The sequence below is a fragment of the Mesorhizobium sp. CNPSo 4684 genome (assembly GCF_057784315.1).
Genome location: NZ_JBWLUX010000044.1, coordinates 15,857 through 42,337 on the forward strand (window position 1 = coordinate 15,857; position 26,481 = coordinate 42,337).

A 26,481-nucleotide genomic window follows, 5' to 3' on the forward strand; every position below is an offset into this window, starting at 1 on the left:
TAAACGGGGCATTGCATAATTTGTCCTTATGCAGACATCAGAATTATTGAGGTTTACCTGCGCGGTTTCGCCACTCAAACTTATAGAAGCAAAAGAAAAAGGGAAGACGAAAAAACATGGTCGATCCAGAGGGGCCGACACCTCGAGCGCGGGGCCGCTCGAACCGACGTGCTCCAGCCAGTGGTCACGAGGCAGCGGCAGTTCTCGCTGGCGTAGAGCTCCGAATCCGACCTTACGAACTGCTTTCCGAGGAAGGCCTGGTGGCGATCGAGGACGCCGCCGCGTTAATCCTGGAGGAAATCGGTATCGAGTTCCGAGAAGATCCGGAATCTCTGGATCTGTGGCGGTCTGCGGGCGCCGTGGTGCAGGGCGAACTGGTCCGCTTTCCAAGGGGCATGCTCGGTCCGATTCTGAAAACCGCGCCTTCGACCTTTACGCAACATGCCAGGAACCCGGCGCGTTCCCTAAAAATTGGCGGCCCAAATGTTGTGTTTGCGCCGGCCTACGGCCCGCCTTTTGTACGCGATCTGGAAGGCGGTCGACGCTACGGGACGCTCGGCGATTTCGAAAACTTCGTCAAACTTGCCTACTCCATCCCGTGGCTTCATCATTCCGGCGGCACGGTGTGCGAGCCACTCGACATTCCGGTGAATAAGCGCCATCTCGACATGGTCTCGGCCCATCTGCGCTACTCCGACAAGCCTTTCATGGGCTCGGTGACCTCAGTCGAAAGGGCCGAAGATTCGATCGAGATGGCCCGTATCGTCTTCGGCCGAGAGGTCGTCGACCAGAACTGCGTCATCCTTGCGAATATCAATGCCAACTCTCCGCTTGTTTTCGATGCCACCATGACAGGTGCGCTCAAGGTCTATGCGCGCGCCAACCAGGGTGCGGTGATTGTGCCGTTCATCCTCGGCGGGGCGATGGGGCCGGTGACGACACCGGGCGCCATCGCACAGTCGTTTGCGGAGACCATGGTAGGGTGCGCCCTGACCCAGCTGGTGCGCCCCGGCGCTCCAACCATCTTCGGCAACTTTCTGTCTTCGACCGACCTTCGCACCGGGTCACCGACCTTCGGTACCCCAGAACCGGCACTGGGATCGCTGGTCGTGGGCCAGCTAGCACGCCGTCTGGGCCTGCCGCTGCGTTGCTCGGGCGCCTTTACGTCATCAAAGGTGGCTGACGGTCAGGCGATGATGGAAAGCGCGGTCGCCATGCAGGCCGCCGTCCAGTGCGGCGCCAATTTCATCCTGCATTCGGCGGGTTGGCTCGAAGGCGGGCTGAGCATGGGCTATGAGAAGTTAATCCTGGATGCTGACTTCTGCAGCGCCCTGCATGTCTACATGGCGGGTCTCTCCGTCAATCCAAATCAGCTGGCGCTCGAAGCGTTCCGCGAAGTCGGACCGGGGAAGCATTTCTTCGGCTGCGAACACACCATTGCGAACTATCGAACGGCTTTCTGGGAGTCGGAAGTCGCTGACAACAACAGCTTCGAACAGTGGCGGGACGCAGGGGAAAAGGATGCCCTGGTACGCGCCAACGCGCGCTGGAAGAAGCTGCTCGCGGAGTACCAGGCTCCTCCTCTCGACGTAGCCATTGACGACGAGCTGGCCGCATTCTGCGCACGGAAAAAATCTGCGCAATCGGACCAATGGTACTGAGTCGTCAACGCCAGTGTTTCTCAATTTCGGGCAGTGCAATGAAGATCACTTCTGTAAAAGCGACTCCGGTCAACATCCCGCTGGAGAAACCCCTCTGGTGGACGGGCGGACATTATCCCGGCACCTCCAAGGCGATCGTCGAAGTTGAAACCGACCAAGGGCTTGTCGGCCTTGGCGAAGCGCCGTCTGTCGATGTCTTGGCAACCATTCAGGCGATGGGCGAAAGGTTGGTCGGTCAGGATCCGCTCGACATTGCATTTTGTGAGTCCGTGACTGTCCCACCATGGCAAATCGTCCAAAACACGGACGATAGTTCCGTGGTCAAAGCTTTCGGTGCGATCGAAATCGCTCTCTGGGATATCAGAGGTAAAGTGGCGCAGGAGCCGCTTTACAAGCTGCTAGGGGGTGCGGTCAGGAAGGATATTCCCTTTACGGAATACTTCGGATTCCGCGAGGGAGGTGAAATGTCTCCCGAGGCGGTCGCTGACTATTGTGTACAAATGGGGGAGCTTCACGGCTCGACGATGTTCGAGGGTAAGCTCATCCTGGGTGACCCGGTCCTTGAAATCGAGACCGTGAAGGCGCTGCGCTCCGCTTTGGGGCCTCGCGATATGATCCGACTCGATAGCAATATGCAGTGGTCCTTGCCGACCGCGATTCGGATCCTTCGCGAGATTGAGCCATTCGATATCAGGAACTATGAGGATCCCGTCGCCACCTTCGAAGAGATGGAGGTATTGCGCCGACATTCGGCCATACCGTTCTCCACCCACGTGCCGGACCTCCGCCGGACTGTTCGTCTCGGCGTGCCAGATTTTATCGTTACCAATTTTGCGGTCTTGGGCGGCATCTCCCGCGCCGTGCGCTTTATCGGCGCCTGCGAGACCATGGGGGTCGGGTTCTGGTGCTACTCAGGCGATGCCGGGGTCGCGACTGCAGCCTATCTGCACATGTCAGCGGCAATGCCGTGGATTACGGAGCCGTCCCAATCCCTGTTTCGGTGGCAGATCGGTGACATCATCCAAGGCGGACCGTTCCGTCAGACCAACAATGTCGTCACCGTGCCCGAAGGGCCTGGCCTGGGTGTGGAACTCGACCGTGGAGCGCTAGCGACTTGGCACGCCCATTTTGTCGACAACGGACCTCTCGACCACTTCTTTGACCCAGCCCGCGCCGGTCGGTTCAGACGTCTTCCCCTTGCTTAGCGATCGCCCATCCGGCCGGCCTTATGCGATCGCCTCCTCAAGCCAGAAACGGACACCCATGACAGCTGAAAAACCCTTTCCATCGCACGCCCGCGCGGTCGTCATCGGCGGCGGGGTCGTCGGATGTTCGATCCTTTTCCACCTTGCAAAATTCGGTTGGAAAGACAGTGTGCTCCTTGAGCGAGACGAACTGACAAGCGGGTCAAGCTGGCATGCAGCGGGTCAGATCCACACCATCAGCTCAGATCCGAACATCAGCCGCCTCCAGGGTTACACAATCCATCTTTACAAAGAGATCGAGGAGACGTCCGGCCACTCGGTCGGGCTTCATAACACGGGGGGCTTCTACCTGGCGTCGAACAAGACCTGGTACGAATACCTGAAGCGGGAGCGGTCGAAAGCCCGCTACATGGGGCTTGATCAGGAATTCATCAGCGTCAAAGAGGCGGCTGAGCGGCATTCTCTCATCGATCCGAGCCACTACCTTGCCGCGCTGTGGGACCCGCTTGATGGTGATGTCGACCCGTCCGGTGTCTGCTACGCTTATGCAAAATCGGCCCGCGTGCACGGCGCGCAGTATTACACCCACGCCCCTGTTATTGAGACTCGCCAAAGGAAAGACGGCACCTGGGACGTGGTCACTCCCAAGGGGACCATCAACGCAGAGCACGTGGTCAACGCTGCCGGGCTCTGGGCGCGAGAGGCTGGGAAGATGGCTGGCGTAACCATGCCGGTGCAGCCGATGGAGCACCATTACCTGATTACGGAGGATATCCCTCAAATCGTGGAACGTATGGCTTCCGGCAAGCGCCTCCCGGCAGGCATCGACTACGAAGCCAACATCTACTTCCGGCAGGAGCGAAACGGGATGCTGCTGGGCACGTATGAGCCCAAGTCGACGCCTTGGAAGGTTTCAGGCACCCCAATGGACTTTGGCCACGAACTGCTGCCATCCGATCTCGAGCGGATCGCAGACCGCCTTGAACTTGCGTTTGAACGCATTCCAGCTCTTGGACAAGTGGGTATCAAAACCGTTGTGAACGGGCCCTTCACGTTCGGCCCTGACGGAAACCCGATGATCGGCCCGGTCCCCGGTCTGCAGAACTACTGGGCCGCGGTCGGCGTTATGGCCGGCTTCTGCCAGGGCGGTGGTGTTGGCCGGTCGATTGCGGAATGGATGATCGAGGGCGAACCGTCGATTGATGTCTGGGCGATGGACATCGCGCGGTTTGGCAACTTCGCGACCGTGGACTGGGGCACCGTGAAGTCTTCGGAAAACTACGAACGCCGTTTCGTCATGACGTTTCCCAATGAAACCCTACCCAAGGGGCGAAGGCAAAAAACGACCGCCCTTTACGATCGCCTTGTCGCAAAAGGCGCGGTTATGGGGGTGAGTTTTGGCCTGGAACACGCGCTGTGGTTCGCAGACGGGCCAGATGACGCGCATGAAGAGCCGACTTTCGAGCGTAACCGCAGCCATGACTACGTCGCACGCGAAATCGAAAGCGTTCGGACGGGCGTGGGCGCAATCGAGATTGCGAACTACTCCAAGCACGAATTTGCCGGACCCGGGTCGAGAGCGTTTCTCGACCACGTCCTGGCCGGAAAACTGCCCAAACCCGGCCGGATCGCGTTGACCCCCATGTTGACCCCCAAAGGCAAACTCTATGGAGATTTGACCGTCGCGTGCCTCGCGGAAGACCGTTTCATGCTGTTCGGATCAGGGGCGGCACAGGAAATGCACCGGAGATGGTTCGAGCGGCATCTGCCGACCGAGGGAGTAACCTATATCAACCGTTCCGACGAGCTCCACGGGCTCGCGATCTCGGGCCCGAAATCAAGAGAACTGATCTCGCGGATTACGCGTGAGGACCTGTCTCCCAACGCGTTCAAATTCCGCGATATCCGGGAATGCGTCGTGGGTGACGTGCCGGTGATCCTCTCGCGCCTCTCCTTCTCAGGCGAGCTGGGCTATGAAATCTATTGCCGTCCCCAGTTCCTCATTCGCTTGTTTGAGGCGGTCGAACAGGCAGGTGGCGACCTTGGGCTGCGTTTCTACGGAAGCCGTGCGCTCATGTCGATGCGACTTGAGAAGAATTGGGGCGTCTGGACGATGGACTTCCGCCCCGATTTCGATGCAGCTGAGAGCGGGCTGGCCGCTTTCATCGACTGGAACAAGGACTTCGTTGGGAAGGCAGCCGCCGCCAAAGCGCGCGAAGCAGGGCCCGCCCGGAAGCTGGTCGGGTTGATGATCGATGTCGAGGACCGTGACGTCGTCGGAGACGAAGCCCTGCTCAAGGATGGGGCGGCCGTTGGCTACATCTCCTCTGGAGGCCATGGGCATCGCGTGAAGAAGTCTCTGGCGTTGGGCTACGTTCCGGTCGACTTGGCTAGCGATGGACTCGTGCTGGATGTCGAAATCGACGGGCAACTTTTTCCAGCGATGGTGATGGTTCAACCACTCTACGATACCAACGGTGATTTGATGCGATCTTAGTTGGTTCGGTCGCTTCCCACTGAGGTCGGTCGCAAGGCAAGTTGAGCGCACGCGGCGAGGATACAGAACCGCTTGGGAATGGAAGGCGTTGGATCGTGGGCGAGCTCAACGCAGCTGTGATCTTCTTGCGTTCGACGACTTGCAAACACAACCGCGGCAACCATCGTCGGTCATCGCGGTGTGGCTCGCGATATCTGGTCAAAGGTTCTGTCCAAGCGACCGACTCTTACGTCAAAGCAACCGCTTAAGTCACATCCGCAAGCCTCTCACAAACTGTCATACATAAATCGGGCTAAACCGAGAGGCCGTTCTGCAAAGAATGTCGTGTGTGACGAGGGCACGACAAGGTACCTGATAGAATATGCCGGAAGCAAAAGCAACAGCACAGCAGCGGACAGCGCCGCGGTTCATTTCAAACCATTCGAATTTTCCCGACTCGCATTTCAAAACGCCTTCGCATTTTGACGAAAGTTCACTCTTCTTAACGATATAATCCCTATGAGCCGGGATCATCTGGACGGTATGGAACGCCACAGAGCACCCACTCATCACGAGGTCAGTATGAAAATTCTATTCGGTAGGATCGGTTATGAAACTAATACCTTTGCCTCTGGTACTGCAGATTTTAAACGTTGGGCTCCCGACGGCTTGTCAGTGGGTGAAGAGATTCTTGCCAAATTCCGTAATACACCCGACTATCTGGGCGGAATGATCAAAGCGGCGGAAGACAATGGCGTCGAACTGATACCTGCTGTCGCAGTGCATGATATCGCTGGCCCGAGACTTGCTAAAGAGGCCGCTGAATTTGTAGTTGGGGAACTTATCAAAATTGCTAAGGACAGAAGAAGTGAATATACTGGAATATGCATGATGTTGCACGGCGCCGGATGTGCTGAGAATACTGATGATCTAGAGGCGTATACCTTAGAACAGCTGCGGGAGGTAGTCGGTCCGGACATGCCCATCACCGTTGCGCTTGATCTTCATGGGAATATAACGCCGGAGATGGTTGAATTGTCGAATGGCCTTTTCGGCTGTAAACAATACCCTCATATCGATATGGCGGATGCTGGCTATCTGGCTATGAAAACCCTCATCCGCATGTTACGCGGCGAAGTATCAATCAACACAGCCCTTGTTCAAATTCCCTTGCTACTCACCATCATGGGTGACACTTTTGTCGAACCCATGAGGTCCTTGACAGCCTATATAGCTGACTACGTTGTCAAACATGAACTGATAGATGCAACCTTTTTCCAAGGCTTTTTTACTGCTGATCTTCCTTGCACTGGCGCATCTGTGGTCGTCGTTTCTGAAAAAGGGGCAAAGGAGGCCGCCGCCGACATCGCCAAGTACATCTGGGAAAAGCGGGAAGAAATGAAAGGGAATGAGTTGCCGATGCCGGACGCGGCGATCGATTGTGCTTTAGCAGAATTGAGCAAACCGGGAAAAGGGTATGTGGTCATCAATGAAACCTCTGATAATCCAGGCGGTGGGGCGCCTGGTGATGGAACCCATCTTCTGCGCGAAATTTTGAGCCGGAATCTTCCCAAGGCGATCTTCGGATACATTTATGATCCTGAAATTGCCCTTCTTGCCCACGAAGTGGGTGTCGGGGAAGACGTTTCCGGTCTGCTAGGCGGCAAAACCGACAAACTTCACGGTGCCCCAATTGATTTGCACAACGCCAAAGTATGCGCACTGTCAGACGGAAATGCCACCTTTGTGACTCCTATGTACGAAGGAGTGCCTGTTTGTTACGGAAAAACCGCTCGTTTACGCGTCGGTAATGTAGAAATTATTGTTACGGAGATTTTATTCGACCAAGCTTACGACGATCGCCCGTTTCTGATTACCGGAGCGGACATTACTCAATATGAGATAATTTGTATCAAGTCGTCTGCTCATTTTCGGGCCTTTTTTGAATCTAGGGCAAAAGCAATCGTGACCACTGATCCTCCAGGCCTGGCAACTAGCAATATCGGCTTCTACAATTTTCAAAGAGTTCGTAGACCGATATATCCCCTTGATCTCGACACCACTTTCTCGCCAGTGACTTGATTATCCATGGTGACACCAAGAAGCCGAGGGACCGTATTGGGCTCTCGGTTATAATTTGGAGACGCGGCTCGTGTTCTCGACCCTTTCGTGTCGTGCCACCTGCAAAGGATCGGCCGACATGATAGACGCGGGCTTGGCCCGGCTTGGCGTAGACCGGCGTCGACTCTCCTGCGTCTTCGCGGCATGCGGAATCCGCCCGCCCGGATCTGTGAGGAAAAAAGCCAAATGGCTGAGCTGCTCGACGACCAGCCCAGCTACCACGGGATGATCCGATCGCCGGTCGCTCATACAAGTCAAGAGGCGCCGTCTGCACGAGCACGCCGGCCAGCATGTGCATGTATAAATTATGTATTTACGAGCGCCGTTGGCTGCGCCCCTCCGCCGTGGCGACCGCGAATATGTGCTGCAGACTGCGGGGAGGTCAGACGTTCCAATCGAGCCGGTTCCCTGCAATCGGCATTTCAATGACCGGCGCATTTTGACGCGAACTGTCATCCATAGGGTCATAACATCCCAAAACATCGCTTTCGATAGGCCGCTCGTAGGAGATCTATAGGCGCTCGTAGAAGAATGAGAGGTCTGCGCAAGCGAATTTTCCGAGTTCGCGGTTCGGTAGTGATTAGCAGCGCCACTAGCGCAAAAAGGGAGGACTAAACATGACAATCTCTCGACGCGACCTCGTTAAAATGGGCATTGCCGCTGGAGCGGCTTTTACAATCCCCTCAGCTCTGCGGGCGCAGACAGCAGCCCCCGCGAGAACGGTGCGGATGGTAAAGACTCCCCTCACGGTGTTCGACCCCGTTGTGACTACCGATAGCGTAACGGGTGATCACGCGTTCGCCATTTACGACACGCTGTTTTCACCGGACTCCAGGTTTATGGCGCAGCCACAGATGGTCGGGAAATGGAGTATCTCCGACAATAAGAAGACATATACATTCGAACTGCGGGACGGCTTGGCTTGGCATGATGGCACCCCTGTGAGAGCTGCGGATTGTGTTGCATCGATCCGTCGCTGGGGCCAAGCTTTTGGACATTTGCTTATGGAGCGGGCCAGCGATATTTCAAAAAAAGATGACAAGAGCTTCACAATCGTACTCAAGGAACCCCTTGGAGTTCTTATCGATTTAATGGGGGGTTCGATTTCTGCGCAACCGTTATTTATTATGCGCGAGAAGGACGCTGATCTCCCCGCAACCGAGCCGGTGACCGCAAACATCGGATCTGGACCTTTTATGTTTAATCACTCACTTGCAAAACCTGGTGTTACCGTCGCTTACGACCGGAATGAGAACTATGTGCCTCGTAAGGAGCTGCCGGACGGATTCGCCGGAGGGAAGGTCGTCAATGTAGACCGCGTCATCTGGGAAAATATCGCCGACCAGCAGACCTCCGTGGCTGCGTTGCAGGCAGGGGAGGTTGATTTTGTCGCTATTCCGCCTGCCGATCTGTACACTCTGATAGAGAGCGATGCCAACCTTGAACTCCAGGTCCTAAACAAGTCCGGTGATGACTTTTTTCTGCGCATGAACTGCCTGCAGAAACCATTCGATAATGTAAAAGCACGCCAAGCGATGCTTCACTTAGTCGATCAGGAAGCATTCTTGGCTCTTTTGGCCCCTAATCCAAAATACGGCCAAACCGTTACGTCGCTGTTTGGACATACCATCTATTCGAATGATGAAAATACTGCGTGGCATAAGAAGGGCGGGAACCCAGAAGAGGCCAGAAGACTCTTCAAGGAGGCTGGGTACGCGGGCGAGAGGGTTGTCGTTCTGCAATCCACAGACTGGGCGCAAGGCAATGACGCGGCGCAGCTTTTGGCAGCCATGCTACAGAAGATCGGGGTCAATGCCGAGCTTGCGCCCAGCGACTGGGGGGGAGTTGTAGCGCGCCGGTCCAACAAGGGGCCCGTCGAAGACGGCGGCTGGAGCATCCACCTCACCAGTGATTCCGATGTTGCCTTCGGCGATCCGGCCACCGCACCTTACCTAAGCGCAAATGGCGAAAAGGGATGGTACGGTTGGCCCAAAGAGGATCATTACGAGGCGCTTCGGGCCAGGTGGGTCGCTGTCGAGAGCCTCGATCAGCGCAAGGCCTTGGCCCGGGAGATGCAAAAGGTTTGGTGGGATTACGTTGGCTTCGTCCATATGGGCCAAGTCGTCTCGCCCATAGCGCGCCGCAAAGCGCTCACCGGCCTCATCAGCATGCCGGTGTGGATCCCAATGTGGAATATGCGGAAGTCGTGAGGAGCGCCTGACTACAGCTTTGCAAGGTGGCTCACGTGCTGGATCTGTCAGTCGGGACGAGCGCGAACCCGGGCGTCAGCGGTATTTCGAGCTCGCCCCGGCGCGCCTTGTTGTGAACGCCGTCTTCCAGCCGAGACTTCATGGATGTGCAGTTCGCCCCGCTCATCGGTCTTAGCCGAATTTGCCAAAGATTTGCGCCGCAAGCGGCCAGTCGGGCGAGGGCAAGTTGTGCGAGACACTAGGATCGCCTCGCACCGCAGGTGCAGCATTAGCGCTCTATTACAAAAGCCGCTGTCCCTCGATGCCAGCATTGCATCAGCAGTGGAGATTGTTTCGAACCGGCCACTCCATGGCGCTATCAATGGATAGTTGTCCATCCCTGAATAACGACCTGGACTTTTAACCGCTGGCGAGTAGGTAGAAGAAGCGTTCATGAGCTACCGCGTCCTTACGGGCCAAATCACCCAGGGGACAAACAGCTTCACAAGATACCGACCGCGCTTAAGAATTCCGAGCTTCGGCATTGCTCAGAGGCGCTGAGGATGTTTGTTGCGGTGTGTAGTTGCGATGACAAGTCGGATGGGGACGGATTGTTGGTCTCCTCCAGGGAACAATTCCGCCGACGGCGCCTGGATGCCACAAGGCCCACGGCCATGGGCGACTGTTCAGAGGGATCGTCACCCGTGCCGTGTCGGGCCGTCACTAATGCCAAAGTGCGTCCGCCGAGTAGCAGGCGCTCGCTTGCCTTAACCTTGTGGCCGGTCTTCGTCAGCATCGAGCACTGCCGCTAAACAGTTTGGACCCGCTTGACGCAATAGCCGGGGGGGGGGGGCGAATTTGGGCGCCTCTGATCGTCCCGCTCGGTCAGGAGCGCCTTAGAACCTGAAGCACATGGGTGCTGTTCCGACGGCACCTTTCGCGCGTGGTCGATGTTCGACGCCTCTGAGGGCTTCGACATATGACGGTTTCAGAGTTTACGCTTAAGTCCAGGGCGGAGAGCCGTCCGTGAGCTGTCGGCGTAAGTCCGGGGGAGAAGGCCCGGATAGTGGCGGAGAGCTGCCAGGCGGGCGAGACGGTTTGTGCTGTGGCACGCCGGTATGGACTTTCCCCGCCCCAATTGGTCACCTGGCGCTCGGCCGTCTCCTGCGCGAAGCCGGTGGCGATGAAGGTCGAGACGACGCGGTGGCCGTTCTTGCCGACGTGCGCCGGCACGTTTCTGATGAAGTGGCAGCGCTGCCAGGTGGTGTTACGCGGCGCGCAGTAGGGCGGTTCGGGATTGAATACTGAGGGGACGCTCGGCTCTGGTGATTGAAAATCGTGCCCGCAGTCGGTCGTGAAGCACACTATTCATCTCGGCTGTCCGAACCTGCATCAGCATGTGAGCACCGCGTAGAGACCATCGCATCAGTTGCTTCTTGACCATGGCGTTTGGCGATCACAGAATTGTTCGGCGCAAGGGTCGCGCCACGCGACGTTACCTGCCGCAGAATTCGATCTGTCACGACCGCTGCCGGCACTAATCTCCTCAGTTCAGATCGCGTGGAAACTCCGTGACGTCTTCGCGATCAACGACAACCTCGTCGCCGGCACGCGCAATAAGGTGGGTCTCCATGCGCCAGACATCTCGTAGCGCTCGCACCGTCGCCGAAACCCTAACGCTGGCGTTCCAGTCGCCTCGCGCGTAGGATTTCTCCCAGGTCACGGTTCCGCGTGCCGTATTCGGTTCGTCCCGACGCACGACGAAGACATTTGTCTGCCTATCCGATAGAGTGATGCCGGTATGTGGGTGGCACACTGTCCCGGCGTCGCTCACGACAGTGTAGGTGGTTTCGTCGGTGATCTGGTTGGTCGTCACCTCGCGCCGGAAGGGCTCACCGGACCTAATCACTTCCTGCGACATAGGCGTTGCGCTCTCCGGCCCTTCAAACGCCGCAAGCGTTGCATCCATTGGCTGCGGCTTGCGCACCGGCAGGATCAGCCTGCTGCCAGCGCAATGAATCGACAGCGTCGCCCTCTCCGGCCCTGGAAAAACGATCGGCCAATGTCCGGTGGCGATGGCAAGCCGGATGCGCTGACCCTTTTCGAAGCGCTGGCCACAGCAGCGCAATTTGAAACGCACCGTTTCGGGATTGCCTGGCTGCATTGGCTGGAGCTCGAGATCGTCATGCCTATGCGTGAGATTAAGGATGCCATAGCTAACGCGCGATGCTGCGCCGTCTTCGAACACCAGCGATAGCGTCGCTGAGATCAGCGCAACTGGCTTGTCCGAGGCGAGCTTTACCTCGAATTCCGGAAAGCCGAGAATTTCCACGGTTTCTTCCAAACGGGTCGTTTCGAAGACAAGCGCATTGCCGGCTTCCATGCGCTGGTCTACCGGCAAGGTCGGAACAAACCCAAAAGCGCACCACGCGCCCGAGGAGAGACCCGCCGTCAACGGCGAGCAAATTGTCAGCACGTCATCGCTGCTGGCGCCCTCTGCAAGGCGTCCCGGCGAAAGGGCCAGCGATCGTTCACCGACGCCTCGTCCCGGCCAGGAGGGCTCCGCGACCCAACGACCGGGCCGCTCATCATAAATGGCAGCCGGAGGACAGGGGTCTTGCATCCAAGCCCGTAACATCGGTTCATGGGCAATGCCAGTTTCGATCCCCTTAAGATACTGATCCCACCAGCGCAGGCATTCCTTGAGAAAACCAATGCGCGGTCCGGGCATAGCGAAATGCGGATATTTATGTCCCCACGGACCGATCAGGCCCTTCCGGATTCCAGGCAATTTTTCGAGCATGCGAAAGATCGGGTTCGTATAGCTGTCGGCCCAGCCACCGACGAGGTAAACGGGAATCTCGACATCGGAGTAACCCTCGCAGATCGAGCCGTGCTTGTAGAACTCGTCGCGGCGCTGATGCTCAAACCATTCCTGCATCCAGATGCCGTTGCCGTTAAGGCGGCCTTCCCAAAGCTCGCGCCAGCGGTCGCCGACGATCAGTGGATCGGGCGGCGTCATGGCGATCGCCCACGCGGTAGTGCCCCAGTCCAGATTGTCGCACATCTGCGCACCGCCGAGATAATGGATGTCGTCACTATAGCGGTCGTCGGTTGAGCACAGTGAGATCACGGTTTTAAGCGCCGGCGGGCGGCGGGCGGCAACCTGGAGCCCGTTGAAGCCGCCCCAGCTAATGCCGATCATGCCGACTGGGCCCGAGCACCACGGCTGTTTGGCCAACCATTCGATGACGGCCAAACAGTCATCCTGCTCCTGCTTCAGATACTCGCCCTTGCAAACGCCTTCGCTGTCGCCGGTGCCACGCATATCGACACGTACGCCAGCGTAGCCATGACCGGCGAAATAGGGATGCGTAAGAGCATCCCGTTCCGCCGTCTCGTCTCGTTTGCGGTAAGGCAGGTACTCGAGGATGGCCGGGACCGGATCGGCCTCGGCGTCTTCCGGGACCCAGATGCGGGCAGCCAGTTTCACGCCGTCTGGCATCGGGATCCACAGGTTCTCAATCTCGCGGACCTTGCGCGGGAAATCGGTGACCACACGGATGTCTTTCATTGGACGGATCTTTCTTTAATCTGCGGCAGGTTGTCATGGCGCTGCGCAGGCGCGACACTGGGCGTGAATTCACGGGTGAGGCGGTCAACTGGGTTCTTAGATCGCACAGTTGGTTAGGCGAAAAAGATCAATCTGATGCGGAATTCGAATGGCGATATCAAAAACTAGCCCGGATTGATGGGTCCAGCGCACCCGGCCAACCCTATACGCTAAGCAGGTGAACTTGACACGATCGAGTAAAATCACGCTTCACGAAGACGTCAAAGGCCTCAACCTCCTCGACTAAGACGAGCAACACGAAATCGGCGGCGCCCGTAACCATGTAACATTGGGTCACCTCTTCGGCCGCGCATCGCGCGCTTGAACTCATCGACAAGATCACTGGAAATGCGACCTGGCGCTTTCAGAAATGCTCACCTCGTTTGAATTGGGATCGAAGAATTGCTCCTGATGTCATAAACTTCAATAACCGCTGCTCTCTTGATGATAAAACCCGCGTATGTGGCGAACACTTCTGTTCGATGCAGATGGGCACCGGCTTCGGAACAGCGGTCGTCTGCGCACATCCCTTTTATCTTTCCGTGTCAGCGACCTTTCGGGCCTTCCACGCTGCAAGCATTAACTTCTCCTTTTCCGGCGTAAGCGCGAAATCGGGCTTGGCCCTGCGCTCTGGAGGCACCGCGCTGGAATGCCACCAGGCGAGTGTATCACGCACCGTCTCGGCAACGGGGCGATGGGTGAGTCCAGACCTTAGGGCCTTGTCGAAGTTGATGCTCGCGGAGCCAAGAGCGTCGCCGCACAGCGGTACCCAGGGCACAACCTCGTCTACACCATTTTCCTCTAGGAAGTCATAGTCATCGATCCAGGTAAAGCGCACGTCGTTCTCAGAGACACCGAGGGATGCGCGCACCCCGGTGAGGAAATCGGTCATCGAGAGCGGAGTTCGCGGACCCGCCACGTTGTAAGTGCCGGTCGCCTCCAGTTCCAGCATCCGGATCATCCACTCGGTCAGGTCGCGCACGTCCACAAATTGTACGGCGTCCGTCTGACGACCGGGCGCGAGTATTTCGCCGCCGCGCTCGACGCGCTGCGGCCAATAGGGGAAGCGGTATGTTGTGTCCCCCGGGCCGACGATGTAGTGAGGCCGCACAATGATGGTTCTCCCGAGGAACGCCTTCTCGGCCTCGATCTCCGAGAGCGCCTTTCTTACCCCGAAGCTACTCCCGTTGGACGGGCTCTCTTTCAAAACCGGCTTCACAGCCTCGCTAATGCTTGTCGTGAGGTATGGGAAATATACGCCGGTGGAGGACACATACATGTAAAGCTTTGCTCGGTCCCGCAGCAACTCTGCAGACATGCGGACCCAAGCCGGGTCGGTGGCGGAGTTGTCAATGATGGCGTCCCATGACGCAGTTTTCAGCGAGTCAAGGTTGGTGCTCCTGTCGCCGCGCAGGTACTGGACGCCTTGAGGGAGATCTGCCTGCGCGAGCCCGCGGTTGAAGACGGTCACGGTATGTCCTCGCTGGACGGCACAGCGCACCTCGTGGGCTCCGATAAAGCCGGTACCGCCCAAAATGAGGATGCGCAGCGGAACATTGGTCTTCTGGACGGGAATCATTTCTGTTGATCGTTAGACTAGAGACCGTCTGATTCGAAGTTGTTGGGCAGTATTCGTAGACAATTAGTCTTCTGTTAAAAGATTGTGATCCCTTCGCAGGGCTAGTATCCGGCGGCGGGATCTGCTCCTAGACCTCGTCGCGAACGCAGACCGTGATTGGAGGGCTGAGATCATGCACGACCGGCGAGGAAGAGCCCCAAAGCCCGAATTGCCGATGCCTGTTCCCCGATAGCGCCTCATCACGCATGAGTCGTGCAACTCCCGAGCGATCTTCAGTCCGGCAATCTCGATACTGGCGTTTAGTGCCGCCTATCCACCTTATCCTGCCTATGCTACCAGACGATTGTGAACAGGAAGATCCTTTGCGACGGCCTCAGCCAACATGGCTGATGTCGCGGCAGACAGTGTCCAGCCAAGGTGCCCGTGGCCAGTGTTATAGTAGACGCCTAGCGCCTTCCCTTTGCCGACACGGGGCATCATGTCAGGCATCATAGGACGGAGGCCAGCCCAAGGCACAACGCGGTTCGTATTGACGCCCGGGAAGAGTTGCCGCGTCCAGTCTACCAAAGGTCTCACTCTGCCATCCCTTATGTCACGGTTTTGGCCGTTGAATTCGGCCGTCCCAGCCACTCGGAAGCGCTCTGCGCCAAGCCGGCTGGTCACGATTTTAGCCCGGTCGTCCAGGATACTCACCCATGGAGCGGCTTCCTCTGCCGCATTGTCCTCCAGGTGGACCGTGATCGAGTATCCCTTGACAGGATAGATGTTGAGGCGATCGCCCAACATCGCCGCGAAGTCACGGCTGTTCGAGCCAGCGCATACGACAATTGCGTCGGCCTCGATAACCTGCGCCTGAGAAGCATGGGTAGAGTACGTTAGCCTGAATCGGCCGCGTCGCTCAATCTTCGTCACCGACGCGTCATAGAGAAAAAGCCCACCGCGTCCTTGGCATGTACGTGCTAATCCGGTGGTATACTTGTGGATGTCACCGGTTGAGTCCGAAGGTGTGTAGAACCCACCATAAAAAGCGCCCCGCAAGGCCGGCTCAATGGAAGCGATCTCGCCCGCCGTGACCGGCCGCCTGTCAAGTCCTCCTTCGACGAGTAGTTGAGTGACTTTCGTAGCGTGGTCGAAACCAGGCTTGTCCCAATAGACATGCAGGATTCCGCGGCGAACGTGGTCGAAATCGATGCCCTCCCGCTCAGCGATGTCGAACATGTGCCTGCGCGCAGCAATCGCCAGCCGGGTGGTTGCAACAGTATTCTCGCGGTACTTTCCGATATGGGAGACGAATTCCGCAAGCCAGCTGTACTTGTGCCAGGTCGGCGCCGGGTTCATGAGGAGTGGCGCGTCGCGTCTGACCATCCACTTGATGCCCTTTAAGATCGTCGACCAGTGGTTCCAGACTTCCGCATTGCTCGCCGAGAGCTGGCCGCCATTTGCAAATGAGGTCTCCATTGCCGCATAGCGCTGGCGCTCCAGCACGGTGACGTCATAGCCGTGTTCCAAAAGGGCATAGGCCGTCGACACGCCAGTAATGCCGGCACCAATCACAACAATTTTGGGCATTTTCGCTCTCCAGGCAGGACAATTGCTTAGGGCCCTCATAGCTGCCTTGAGGGGGTTGCTCCGTCGGTGTCGACCACGTGCCGATCCCTCCCATGCTGCCCTGTTGAAGGATCGGTTTATAGTTCTGTGCAACGATGGTTACAGCATTGATTGCGCCTCAAAATTGATGCAGACCCATCATTTTCGCCGACAAGCTGAAACACGTAAACCAAGGATGCCCGTTTCTTCGGCCACCAGTGGACATTCGAAAACGTCATGGAGCACATTTTGAGGCGCCCGAACCACCGAGACCGTTATGTCAGTGCGGCAGCGCTGGGGCCCCTCTCGTCGGCTGAACGAAGTCGAAGCACGCCTGCTCGCCGCCAGTCAACAGACTACTACAGGTACTCCAGCGGACACCGCGTATGAATGGAGCGTCGACTGTTGGGGCTCAATACCTTCCGCGCACCTGCCGGGTGGCCAGATGAGGTTATCAGGATCCTCGAGGTTCTCGGCACGGCCAGCAATCGGCGTCGATCGAGCCCGGCAATCTCTGTGGGTCAGGCCGCGCGCACGAGTGGCGGGTGGGTTTGAACCGGGGAGGCACGTTCGGTGGTGGCTGTGGCGAAGGTGGGGCGCTCAGCGAACTGGAAGCCCGGCAGGAGACTGCGCTCGCTGCCGGGCCGGTACTGCCTTGGGAGGAGGCAATAAGTCAATTACTCGGGCACCAGTACTCGATGGCGTTCTCGGCCCCACAAATTCTTCGGAAGCTTCGGTAGACGTTCCGAAAAATAACCTTGTCTTGCGCCGAAGATGTCGCGGTTTGGCACTTCAAATGACTGAGTTCGATAAGATAACGCCCTTAGCTTCCTGCCAATGTCAGCCTCGGTCGCCGGAATCTTTCTCTTGGTGGAATACATCCGCGAGGTGAATCAATGGTGCGATCCTTGTGCACCTGCATGTATAGATGAATAACGGAGGATGATTTGTGCCAAAATGCGTCGTCTGCTGAAACGCGGACCGCAGAAGCAGCCTTGGTCTGAAATATGTACGCGAAGAAGACCCTCGCGCGCTCGATATCCGCGTTCAAACATTCGCGCGAGACAGCCATCCAGCTAGCCATGATGGAGCCGGTTTCTGGCTTAGGTAATGCGCAAGTGGTGCAGCTTGGCTTGAATGGGGAGGGCATGTTTGGGCGACTTGTGAATCCAACCCGCAGTCTATCGAGAGCTCCCACAATGTCGAAGAGAACATCTCCGCTCGCACCGTTTCAAATTAGAGGTTCCGTTCTTTGGGGTCGGCTGCACTTGTTCGAACCTCGGCAGCCTGGTTGAAGTGGGGCTGCTGCATGGCTGATGACGAGCATCGTAGCAGTTTGACAACCCGTCCATCGGCGCGGTAGCACCGTCCAAGGCCAAGAGTCGCAGGCCAGACCGCACCCCTCGGGCTGCGCGACCCAGACCAGCTGACGCCCAACAGGCACTCTTATCGCGCATCAGCACCGTGGATGCGACATCAACTGCAAGCGCGATATCGGGACGTGGTTGTGGCCCAGGTTGTGCGTCAAGCGCACCGCTGTCAGCAGGTGAGCGAAAGAACTCGTGGTGAAGGTGAGAAGTCATGCGGCGTCAAGATTCCCCGCCCTTTGCGGCAAGCACGCTGATGCCGCTTCAGAACCCTGTCTTTCGTTCGATTTGGACAGCCACGCAGATATCCAGCCTTGGCTGGCTCGTGCAGAGCGTTGCCATAAGCTGGCTGATGGCCACGATTTCGGCTTCCGATCTTATGGTTGCGCTTGTGCAGGCTGCATCGACACTGCCAGCCTTCTTCTTGTCGATCCTTGCTGGAGCGATTGCAGACAGCTTCAGCCGCCGCGGGGTGATGCTTGCCGGACATTGCCTGATCGCATTGGCATCCACGGTTCTGGCTCTCTCTGTTGGACTGGGCTTTGTCAGTCCATGGCTGATCCTGGGACTGAGTTTCTTGGCCGGGTGCGGCTTTGCCTTGAACGACCCAGCCTGGCACGCGTCCGTCGGCGATATTCTGGAAAAGCGCGAGATACCCGCCGCAGTGACGCTGATGTCGGTGGGGTACAACGTTGTTCGAAGCATAGGACCGGCGCTGGGTGGTGTAATTTTGGCGTTGATGGGACCGCTGGCTGCTTTCGCCTTGGCGGCGCTGAGTGACCTGGTCCCGCTAAGCGCTGTCCTACGCTCCAAATGGCAAGTCCGCGCATCGCCTCTTCCGCGCGAGCGGATGACGACGGCCATTCATGATGGCATGCGCTTCACGGCGATCTCTTCAGAGATCAGAGTGGCGATTGTGCGTGCAACCCTGTTCGGGCTGTCGAGCATCTCAATCCTTGCTCTGCTCCCCCTCCTGGTTCGCGACCAACTGGCGGGTGGGCCAATTGTCTACGGCGTCCTGTTGGCAGGCTTCGGAACTGGCGCCTTCATCGCCGGCATTGGCAATAGCCACCTGAGACGCATCACGTCCCAAAATCGATTGATCACGCTCGCATCCGTTGCCTGCGCAACGTGTTGCCTGTTGCTGGCTCTCACATCATCGGTGGCTGTGGCGGCCATCGCGCTTGCAATCGGTGGCGCAGGCTGGGTCGTCACCTGGACCGGAACCGACGTGTGTGTGCAGTTGGCAAGCCCAAGGTGGGTGGTTGGTCGCACGCTATCGATCTATTACGCTTTGACCTACGGCGGCATGGCAGCCGGCAGCTGGATCTGGGGTACCGTTGCGCAGAACTATTCCCTGACATGGGCTTTGGAAGGTGCTGCAGCGGCACTGTTGCTGGTTGCAGCAGCGGGCAAAATATTGCCGATACAGCTATGGGAAGAATCGGATCAAGGGCCCTTCGACTTCACACCACCAGAACTGGCCCTTGATCCGAAGCCCAGGAGTGGCCCAATCGTGATCAAGGTGGAGTACTTGATCCCCGAAGAGAACATCGCGGAATTTCTGCGCTGCATGCGCGAAAGGCGACGCGCTCAAAGCCGTGCCGGTGCCCGCGACTGGACCCTCCAGCGCGACCTCCAGAAGCCGACACTTTGGACCGAGACATTCCGCACGCCGACATGGACGGACTATCTTCGTCTAAACCATCGGCTAACGGTGACCGACAGGGAGGTAGGAGAGCGCCTCGCCACTCTGCAGGTCGCAGGTTCTCCTCCTCGCCTCGCACTTTCGATCCAGCGGTCGACTAGCCCTGCCCCCGGCAGCGAAGTTCAGCCTGTGCCCTTTGTATCGCGCCCGTAAGGCGACCGGTAACTTTCTCCGGTGCTAACGCGGCGCACAGCGTTTTGGACTTGAACGCTCGGCTCTTGTGCTCGAAATCGTGCGCGCAGTCGGTCGCCACCATCCATGTCGGCTGTCCGTACCTGCATTAAAATGTAAGCACCGTGTAGACCAGCACATCTGCCTTTCCAAGGTGTGACAGATGCCGCTTCACGGCTCTGATGTCCTCGGCGATGGTCGGCACCGTTTCGGCAAGACCAGGCTGGCATCTATAGCGCGGCAACCTGGGAGAGAAGGGCGCAACAATCGGCAGTGACGTTCGCGGGCGTCGCAAATGAGGCCGGCCTGCCTTGGCCCCCGCTCTCGCTCGATTGCCTCGCGCCGCCGATAGCTCTCGACAATCCGCTCAAAGATTCTGGCATGATGGACGAGGCGATCCGCCGCGGCGAGCGTCATGGCAGGATATCTCCCCCCTTCCGCCGAGGGCTGATTGGCCGTAATCAGCAGGGAAAGCCGCTCGTATCGGGCGCTGATGAGTTCGAACAGCACGCTCGTTCGGCCTGGTCCTTGATGACATAGGGAGTGATCAAGGATAAGGAGGTGGAGGCGATCGCGCCGGTTGATGGTGGCCTCGAAGCCGACTTCGCGGCGCGCGACCTGAAGCTTCTGAACGAGATCAGTGGTTCGAGCGAACATAACCCGCCATCCAGTCTCTATAAGGGCAAGTCCCATGGCCGAGGCGAGATGGCTCATACCGCCATCTGGCGGGCCGAACAGGAGCTGGTTCGCCTCCTTCTCTAGCCAACTGTCGCCGGCGGTGATGGCTGTCACCTGTGCCTTGGAGATCATCGGAACGGCTTCGAACTCGAATTTGTCGAGGTCTTGCCCGGCAGGAGGCGGGCCTCGGCGAGATCGCGTTCGATACGCCGCCGGTCGCGCTCGGCCAGTTCATGTTCGGTGATCGCAGCCAGGAAGCTAGCGGCCGGACACCCTTCCTGTCGGCCTGTTCGGCCAAGCACGGAAGCCCCATGTCGGGCAATCGCAGTGCTAGATCGGCGGCGACTCTAATGTGGAGGACGCGACGTTGCGGGCCAAAGCGAAACTTGCCTCGCGGCGGCGCCACCCCAATTAGTACCCACCTCACAGAGGCGTGGTTTGAAATGCCCGGGCTTTGCGGCGCCAGAAAACGGGCGCCCTGAACTGCGAGCCGCGGCGACTTCTGCCGGTTGGTGGGTCAAGATTGATTTGATTATTTCAATTTTCAGGACAAACTGCAATGATCTTAGCGCGGCCTCCGGCGATTATCGAAGTTGCAATCAAAGCAGACATTATTCCATGGATGACCTAGATCGAAGGGTCCTTGCGGCTCTACAAAAGAACAACCGGCTCTCTTTTGCCGAATTGGCGGAATTAGTTGGTTCTTCCGCAGCATCATGCATGCGTCGAGTGAACAAGCTGCGTTCGGATGGCGTAATCGTTGCCGACATCTCGCTGGTGGATCCGAGAGCTGTCGGTAAATCGCTCACCGTTGTTGTCACGGTTGAGTTGGACCGGGAGCGTCTTGACCTCGTCGACGATTTCAAGCGTGCGATGCGCGCGGCCAAAGAGATTACCCAGTGCTATATGGTTACGGGCGACGCCGACTTTGTCCTGATCGTGGCCGTGGAGGACGTCGAGGCCTTTGACGTCTTCGTCAAGACAAAGCTCTATACCAACCCCAATGTTCGAAAATTCAAGAGCATGATTTCGCTTGATCGCGTCAAGTTCGAGCCCCGGGTAACGGTGTAGAGCTGGGCGGGCTGCGCTGAAGTGATCACTCGCGCCGCTTTTTGAAACCGCCATTTCGCGGCCGGCATGAGATTGAGCTTTTTCACCGAATCAACTGTGCGATGTAGAGGGCGCAGTCGATCCTGCTTGAGGACGGTGTGAGTTGCCCGATCGTTCGATGCAGGCAAAGTAACCGTCTCGGTTAAGGACAAATGAATGGCGACCTCGATGACACAGATCTTGCCTATCCTTCCAACTATCGATGAGCATTACGTTGATCGACGACGCTACCCGCACGGGGTTGCGTTCATGGATGGACAATATCTGCCGATGTCCGAGGCCAAAATCTCAGTGCTCGACTGGGGTTTCCTGCACTCCGACGCAACCTACGATACTGTGCACGTCTGGAATGGCAGGTTCTTCCGGCTGGATCTGCATATTGACCGTTTCTTCGGGGGCATCGAACGGCTGCGAATGAAGCTGCCCTATGATCGCGAGGAAATAACATCCATCCTCAACAATTGTGTCGCTTTGTCAGGCCATAGATCGGCCTACGTGGAGATGATCTGCACGCGCGGCTCATCGCCGACCTTCAGCCGCGACCCCCGCCAGGCGGAGAACCGCTTCATAGCGTTTGCCGTCCCCTTTGGGTCGGTTGCCAACAAGGAACAGCTGGAGAGAGGCTTGCGCGTCGCGATCAGCGACACCGTCCGCATCCCGCCAAAATCAATCGATCCCGCAATCAAGAACTATCATTGGCTCGACCTAGTGAAGGGTCTATTCGACGCCTATGACGCAGGAGCGGAAACTGCTCTGATCGTTGACACGAACGGCTACATTGCGGAGGGGCCCGGTTTTAATGTGTTCGTTGTCAAGGACGGATCCTTGAGGACGCCCGCTTTTGGCGTATTGCCGGGCATCACTCGCCGGACAGTGTTCGATCTTTGCGCCGAGATTGGGCTGTCCGCCACGGCTGCTGATATCAGTCGTGCTGAGATCGAAGCGGCTGACGAGGTGTTTATCACCTCAACCGCCGGCGGCATTATGCCCGTGAGCCAGATTGACGATACCGCAATTGCCAATGGACACGTCGGTTCCGTTACCCGCCGGCTCATGGATCTCTACTGGCATAAACACGATGAGCCGGCATGGTCGACTGCCGTCATCTATCCCTAAGCGGAATGGGCAGTGCACGGCAAGTGGGCGAGCGGCTCCGCGATGATGAGCTGTCGTTACGCAAACGCCCGCAACCCGAACAGCGGGGCTTCGGCGGACATAGCCCTGAATTTGGTGGATTGCCCAATGCACACTGACGTCTCCCAGTTGCTGGGAGACCTGCAGTCGAAAGAGGTGGGCGATCCACGAGGATGCGGCGACTTTCTGCGCCGCCGAGTTCGCGCCACAACGCTTTCCTCGACGAGGTAACCGCCTTGTCTATTTTCTTCGAAGTGGTGCCGGCTTACGACGGTTGTCACAACAGGTTTCTGGGGTATGACGGGCTCGCAGCTGAGTCACCCCTTATGGCTTCGGGGCGCTCGCCATTTAACAAGCTGTTGCCACTAGATGATGAGCGTCCAGTTTCATGCACCTTTGTAGGACTTGCTTCATGCCATTTCTGCCGAGTTGCTGATGAAGAACGCTTTCACTGCGCATTTGTCGGCGGAACTGGCAGCGTTGAAGTCTGCGGGACTCTACAAATCCGAGCGTGTCATCACATCAGCCCAGTCTTCCGAAATCGAAGTTACGGGTGGCAGTAAGGTCCTGAATTTCTGCGCCAACAACTATCTCGGTCTCGCCGACAATCAAGATCTGCGGTCCGCGGCTAAGACTGCGATAGACCGCTATGGATACGGCATGGCGTCGGTCCGCTTCATCTGCGGCACTCAGGAAGAGCACAAGCAACTTGAGGCGCGCGTCTCCTCGTTCCTCAAGATGGAAGATACTGTCCTCTATTCGTCCTGTTTTGATGCCAATACCGGGCTGTTCGAGACGCTGCTCGGCGAGGAAGACGCAATCATTTCCGACGCGCTGAACCACGCCTCCATTATTGACGGGGTACGGCTCTCAAAGGCCAGACGCTTCCGCTACGCCAACAATGACATGGGGGCGCTGGAAGAAGAGTTGAAGAAGGCCGAAGGCAGCCGTTTTAAGCTGATCGCAACCGATGGCGTGTTTTCGATGGACGGCACTATTGCCAATCTTGGCGGCGTCTGTGATCTAGCGGAGAAATACGCCGCCATTGTCATGGTCGACGACAGCCATGCGGTCGGCTTCGTAGGCAGACACGGGCGCGGTTCCGCCGAGCATTGCGGCGTCGAGGGTCGCATCGACATCATCACTGGTACGCTCGGTAAGGCGCTTGGAGGCGCATCAGGTGGCTACACGTCAGGCAAGCGCGAGGTCATCGACTGGCTTCGCCAACGCTCGCGGCCGTATCTCTTCTCCAACACGCTGATGCCCGCCATTGCGGGAGCGTCACTAAAGGTTTTCGACCTGATCGAGGATGGTGATGCGCTGCGCGAGAAGCTGTACGCCAATGCCAACCGCTTCCGCTCGAGGATGTCGAGGGCCGGCTTCACGATAGCTGGAGCCGATCATCCAATTGTCCCGGTGATGTTGGGCGAGGCGAGCCTCGCGCAGCAGATGGCCGAGAAGATGCTACTGCGCGGCATCTATGTGATCAGCTTCTCCTTCCCCGTAGTGCCAAAGGATCAGGCCCGCATCCGCACGCAGATGTCAGCCGCACATTCGAGTGCCGATATCGACCGTGCCGTGGAAGCCTTCACAGAGGTGGGCAGGCAATTGGGAGTCATCTGATTTCCGGCATGGTCGGGGACGAACTGGCTTCGTACATCAAACGAGGATCGCTGAAACCGGCATTGTTGCATCAATTCCGAGCATTGGCTGCGGTCACAGACGCATCCGGCCACCAAGGGGCGCAATGTCCAACGCGACCGCCGGCCCCTCTGCACATTCAGTCGGACTCTAGCATGATGGTCAAATCGAACCTATGCGATGTCGGTCCCTCCTTTAGATTCTTCCATGCGACGGCGGGAGATTACGCTGAGGCGGACCCGGGCGACGCATTCCAAATCGCTTGCCTGTGTGCGGCTCGCATTTCAACAGTCGCCGCATTTTGACGTAAGTTCTCTCTCCTCGGAGATATTATTCCCAGGATGCCACATCAGGCGACAAGCGCATCCCTCGATCGTGGGTATCAACATGACCGAACAAGCGCGGGTTAATCGCGCCACCAACCAAAAGGGGAACTAAAAAATGACAATCTCTCGACGCGAAATACTCAAGGCGGGTTTGGCTGCCGGAACGGCTTTATCGATCCCTTCGGCCCTACGGGCACAAACGGCGCCAGCCTCTGCAGGGACGGTTCGGATGGTGAAGGGCCTGGACCTGCGCATTTTCGATCCGATCTATACAGCGACCAACATCACCGCCGACCACGCCGCCGCGATTTATGACACGCTCTTCTCGTTCGACTCGAAGTTCAATCCTCAGCCGCAAATGGTCGGAAAGTGGGGCGTCTCAGACGACAAGAAAACTTACACGTTCGAGCTGCGAGACGGGTTAAGCTGGCACGACGGCACTCCCGTCACCGCAGCGGACTGTATCGCCTCGCTACGTCGCTGGGGTCAGGTGGCTCCCGGCGGGCAGCTGATCATGGCGCGCGCCAGCGACATCTCGAAGAAGGACGACAGGACTTTCTCGATCGCGCTCAAGGAGCCCTTAGGAGTTCTGATCGATCTCCTAGCGGACCTTACGCCGCCGTGCCTATTCGTGATGCGAGAGAAGGACGCGAGCCGGCCTGCTACCGAGCAGGTGACTACGACAATCGGTTCGGGGCCGTTTAAGTTCAACGAAGCTCTTGCTAAGCCAGGCGCAAGCTACACCTATGATCGCAATGAAAAATATGCACCGCGCAAGGAGTTGACTGACGGGTTGGCCGGCGGCAAGATCGTCAAAGTCGATCGCGTCATCTGGGATGTTATCGCCGACCAGCAGACGGCGATGGCGGCCTTGCAAGCGGGTGAGATCGATTACTTTGAGTTGCCCCCAGCAGACCTTTACTCATTGGTCGAGAGCGATCCTAACCTTGAACTTCAGGTTCTGGACAAGGCGGGGCAGGACGCGCTTGTGCGCATGAATTTCCTCCAGCCGCCATTTGACAATGTCAAGGCGCGTCAAGCTGTGCTTCATCTGATTGACCAGGAGGCGTTCATGCGCGTCATGGCCCCTGATCCGAAATATTCCAGTAACCTCACCTCGATCTTTGGAAACACCAGCCCAGCTTCCAACGACGAAAACACGGGGTGGTATAGGAAGGGCGGCAATCCAGAAAAGGCCAAGCAACTCTTCAAGGAGGCCGGATACGCCGGCGAGAAGGTCGTCATTCTCGACCCGACGGACTGGCATGAGGGCGACAATGCCTCGCAGCTATTGGCGGCCGCGCTGCAGAAGATTGGAGTCAACGCCGAACTTGCGCCGAGCGATTGGGGCGGCGTCAGCACCCGCCGGGCGAACAAAGGCCCCGTTGAGGACGGCGGCTGGAACATGTTCATTACCACGGAAATGGATTACTCCCTCGGCAATCCTCTAACAGACCCGCTCCTAGCCGCCAATGGCAACGAGGCGTGGTACGGCTGGCCGAAGAGTGACGAATATGAGATGTTAAGGGCCAAATGGGCTGACGTCGCAACACGAGAGGAGCGCAAGGCGCTAGCCCGCAGCATGCAAAGGATTTGGTGGGACTTCGTCGGCGATGTGAGGCTGGGAAAATACATCGCGCCAATCGCGCGACGAAAGGCTCTGACGGGTCTCATCGGCATGCCGGCGATCATTCCGATGTGGAACATGCAGAAGGCCTGAACCCAAATGGCGGTTACATCCTTCGCAGATTGGTGTCGATCGTGGTTGTAAGTGCCGATTGTCGGGATTTTCGGTTTCCTGCTTCTCAGGCTGGCGCCCGGCGAGCCTGCGGCGATCGTTGCCGCCAAGTCCGCCATGGCGGAGATGGTCGCCGGCATCCGCTGGCTGCCGGCCCAAGGATGCACCGATGACGAG

14 protein-coding genes and 3 pseudogenes are annotated in these 26,481 nt (G+C 57.8%); 11 read left to right on the plus strand and 6 right to left on the minus strand.

Going from position 1 to position 26,481, the window contains the following annotated elements:
* Positions 1-116: 116 nt before the first annotated feature.
* The 6 genes and pseudogenes from AC04SG_RS29295 to AC04SG_RS29320 all read left to right on the plus strand — a co-directional run.
* Entirely contained in the window at positions 117-1,661 is a 1,545-nt protein-coding gene (locus AC04SG_RS29295; RefSeq protein WP_488553877.1) for a trimethylamine methyltransferase family protein, read from the plus strand.
* Positions 1,662-1,699: 38 nt separating this feature from the next.
* Positions 1,700-2,866 carry a mandelate racemase/muconate lactonizing enzyme family protein gene (locus AC04SG_RS29300; RefSeq protein ID WP_488553878.1) on the plus strand — a complete coding sequence of 389 codons (1,167 nt, stop codon included), beginning with the start codon at positions 1,700-1,702 and terminating at the stop codon, positions 2,864-2,866.
* 58 nt (positions 2,867-2,924) lie between these two features.
* Entirely contained in the window at positions 2,925-5,363 is a 2,439-nt protein-coding gene (locus tag AC04SG_RS29305; RefSeq protein WP_488553879.1) for a GcvT family protein, read from the plus strand.
* 561 nt (positions 5,364-5,924) lie between these two features.
* Positions 5,925-7,424: a M81 family metallopeptidase gene (locus AC04SG_RS29310; RefSeq protein WP_488553880.1), complete on the plus strand. Its 1,500-nt coding sequence runs from the start codon at positions 5,925-5,927 to the stop codon at positions 7,422-7,424.
* A 656-nt stretch (positions 7,425-8,080) separates the two neighbouring features.
* A complete protein-coding gene (locus tag AC04SG_RS29315) occupies positions 8,081-9,673 on the plus strand; it encodes an ABC transporter substrate-binding protein (RefSeq protein WP_488553881.1) in 1,593 nt (530 codons plus the stop codon).
* A 1,033-nt stretch (positions 9,674-10,706) separates the two neighbouring features.
* Positions 10,707-10,937 (plus strand): annotated as a pseudogene (locus AC04SG_RS29320) (transposase); the annotation flags it as partial.
* On the opposite strand, the pseudogene AC04SG_RS29325 reads toward AC04SG_RS29320, so the two are convergent.
* The 5 genes and pseudogenes from AC04SG_RS29325 to AC04SG_RS29345 all read right to left on the minus strand — a co-directional run.
* Positions 10,920-11,118 (minus strand): annotated as a pseudogene (locus tag AC04SG_RS29325) (ISKra4 family transposase); the annotation flags it as partial. The pseudogenes AC04SG_RS29320 and AC04SG_RS29325 overlap by 18 nt on opposite strands.
* 80 nt (positions 11,119-11,198) lie before the next feature.
* Positions 11,199-13,226 carry a CocE/NonD family hydrolase gene (locus AC04SG_RS29330; protein WP_488553882.1) on the minus strand — a complete coding sequence of 676 codons (2,028 nt, stop codon included), beginning with the start codon at positions 13,224-13,226 and terminating at the stop codon, positions 11,199-11,201.
* Positions 13,227-13,428: 202 nt separating this feature from the next.
* A complete protein-coding gene (locus AC04SG_RS29335; RefSeq protein WP_488553883.1) occupies positions 13,429-13,596 on the minus strand; it encodes an Lrp/AsnC ligand binding domain-containing protein in 168 nt (55 codons plus the stop codon).
* Between the two features lie 201 nt (positions 13,597-13,797).
* The gene (locus tag AC04SG_RS29340; protein ID WP_488553884.1) at positions 13,798-14,844 is read right to left on the minus strand and encodes an NAD-dependent epimerase/dehydratase family protein; all 1,047 of its coding nucleotides are present in this window, start codon (positions 14,842-14,844) and stop codon (positions 13,798-13,800) included.
* 327 nt (positions 14,845-15,171) lie between these two features.
* Positions 15,172-16,413, minus strand: a complete 1,242-nt coding sequence (locus tag AC04SG_RS29345; RefSeq protein ID WP_488553885.1) for a D-amino acid dehydrogenase — start codon at positions 16,411-16,413, stop codon at positions 15,172-15,174.
* 1,599 nt (positions 16,414-18,012) lie between these two features.
* Between AC04SG_RS29345 and AC04SG_RS29350 the strand changes: the two genes are divergently transcribed.
* Entirely contained in the window at positions 18,013-19,659 is a 1,647-nt protein-coding gene (locus AC04SG_RS29350; protein ID WP_488553886.1) for an MFS transporter, read from the plus strand.
* Between the two features lie 248 nt (positions 19,660-19,907).
* Here the strand turns inward: AC04SG_RS29350 and AC04SG_RS29355 are convergent.
* Positions 19,908-20,668 (minus strand): annotated as a pseudogene (locus AC04SG_RS29355) (ATP-binding protein).
* A gap of 305 nt (positions 20,669-20,973) precedes the next feature.
* Between AC04SG_RS29355 and AC04SG_RS29360 the strand changes: the two are divergent.
* The 4 genes from AC04SG_RS29360 to AC04SG_RS29375 all read left to right on the plus strand — a co-directional run bounded on the left by AC04SG_RS29360 (position 20,974) and on the right by AC04SG_RS29375 (position 26,286).
* Positions 20,974-21,426 (plus strand): Lrp/AsnC family transcriptional regulator, encoded by a 453-nt coding sequence (locus AC04SG_RS29360; RefSeq protein ID WP_488553887.1) that lies wholly within the window; start codon positions 20,974-20,976, stop codon positions 21,424-21,426.
* A gap of 195 nt (positions 21,427-21,621) precedes the next feature.
* On the plus strand, positions 21,622-22,581 hold the full coding sequence (locus AC04SG_RS29365) for an aminotransferase class IV (protein WP_488553888.1): 960 nt from the start codon (positions 21,622-21,624) through the stop codon (positions 22,579-22,581).
* Between the two features lie 453 nt (positions 22,582-23,034).
* Positions 23,035-24,222: a glycine C-acetyltransferase gene (locus tag AC04SG_RS29370; protein ID WP_488553889.1), complete on the plus strand. Its 1,188-nt coding sequence runs from the start codon at positions 23,035-23,037 to the stop codon at positions 24,220-24,222.
* Positions 24,223-24,681: 459 nt separating this feature from the next.
* Complete coding sequence (locus AC04SG_RS29375; protein ID WP_488553890.1) at positions 24,682-26,286, plus strand: ABC transporter substrate-binding protein; 1,605 nt, start codon at positions 24,682-24,684, stop codon at positions 26,284-26,286.
* The last annotated feature ends 195 nt before the right edge of the window (positions 26,287-26,481 follow it).

Excerpts from the sequence above, each read along its gene's own strand:
- AC04SG_RS29295 (WP_488553877.1), top strand. The coding sequence starts at position 117 with ATGGTCGATCCAGAGGGGCCGACACCTCGAGCGCGGGGCCGCTCGAAC.
- AC04SG_RS29300 (WP_488553878.1), top strand. The coding sequence starts at position 1,700 with ATGAAGATCACTTCTGTAAAAGCGACTCCGGTCAACATCCCGCTGGAG.
- AC04SG_RS29305 (WP_488553879.1), top strand. The coding sequence starts at position 2,925 with ATGACAGCTGAAAAACCCTTTCCATCGCACGCCCGCGCGGTCGTCATC.
- AC04SG_RS29310 (WP_488553880.1), top strand. The coding sequence starts at position 5,925 with ATGAAAATTCTATTCGGTAGGATCGGTTATGAAACTAATACCTTTGCC.
- AC04SG_RS29315 (WP_488553881.1), top strand. The coding sequence starts at position 8,081 with ATGACAATCTCTCGACGCGACCTCGTTAAAATGGGCATTGCCGCTGGA.
- AC04SG_RS29330 (WP_488553882.1), bottom strand. The coding sequence starts at position 13,226 with ATGAAAGACATCCGTGTGGTCACCGATTTCCCGCGCAAGGTCCGCGAG.
- AC04SG_RS29335 (WP_488553883.1), bottom strand. The coding sequence starts at position 13,596 with ATGAGTTCAAGCGCGCGATGCGCGGCCGAAGAGGTGACCCAATGTTAC.
- AC04SG_RS29340 (WP_488553884.1), bottom strand. The coding sequence starts at position 14,844 with ATGATTCCCGTCCAGAAGACCAATGTTCCGCTGCGCATCCTCATTTTG.
- AC04SG_RS29345 (WP_488553885.1), bottom strand. The coding sequence starts at position 16,413 with ATGCCCAAAATTGTTGTGATTGGTGCCGGCATTACTGGCGTGTCGACG.
- AC04SG_RS29350 (WP_488553886.1), top strand. The coding sequence starts at position 18,013 with ATGCGGCGTCAAGATTCCCCGCCCTTTGCGGCAAGCACGCTGATGCCG.
- AC04SG_RS29360 (WP_488553887.1), top strand. The coding sequence starts at position 20,974 with ATGGATGACCTAGATCGAAGGGTCCTTGCGGCTCTACAAAAGAACAAC.
- AC04SG_RS29365 (WP_488553888.1), top strand. The coding sequence starts at position 21,622 with ATGGCGACCTCGATGACACAGATCTTGCCTATCCTTCCAACTATCGAT.
- AC04SG_RS29370 (WP_488553889.1), top strand. The coding sequence starts at position 23,035 with ATGAAGAACGCTTTCACTGCGCATTTGTCGGCGGAACTGGCAGCGTTG.
- AC04SG_RS29375 (WP_488553890.1), top strand. The coding sequence starts at position 24,682 with ATGACAATCTCTCGACGCGAAATACTCAAGGCGGGTTTGGCTGCCGGA.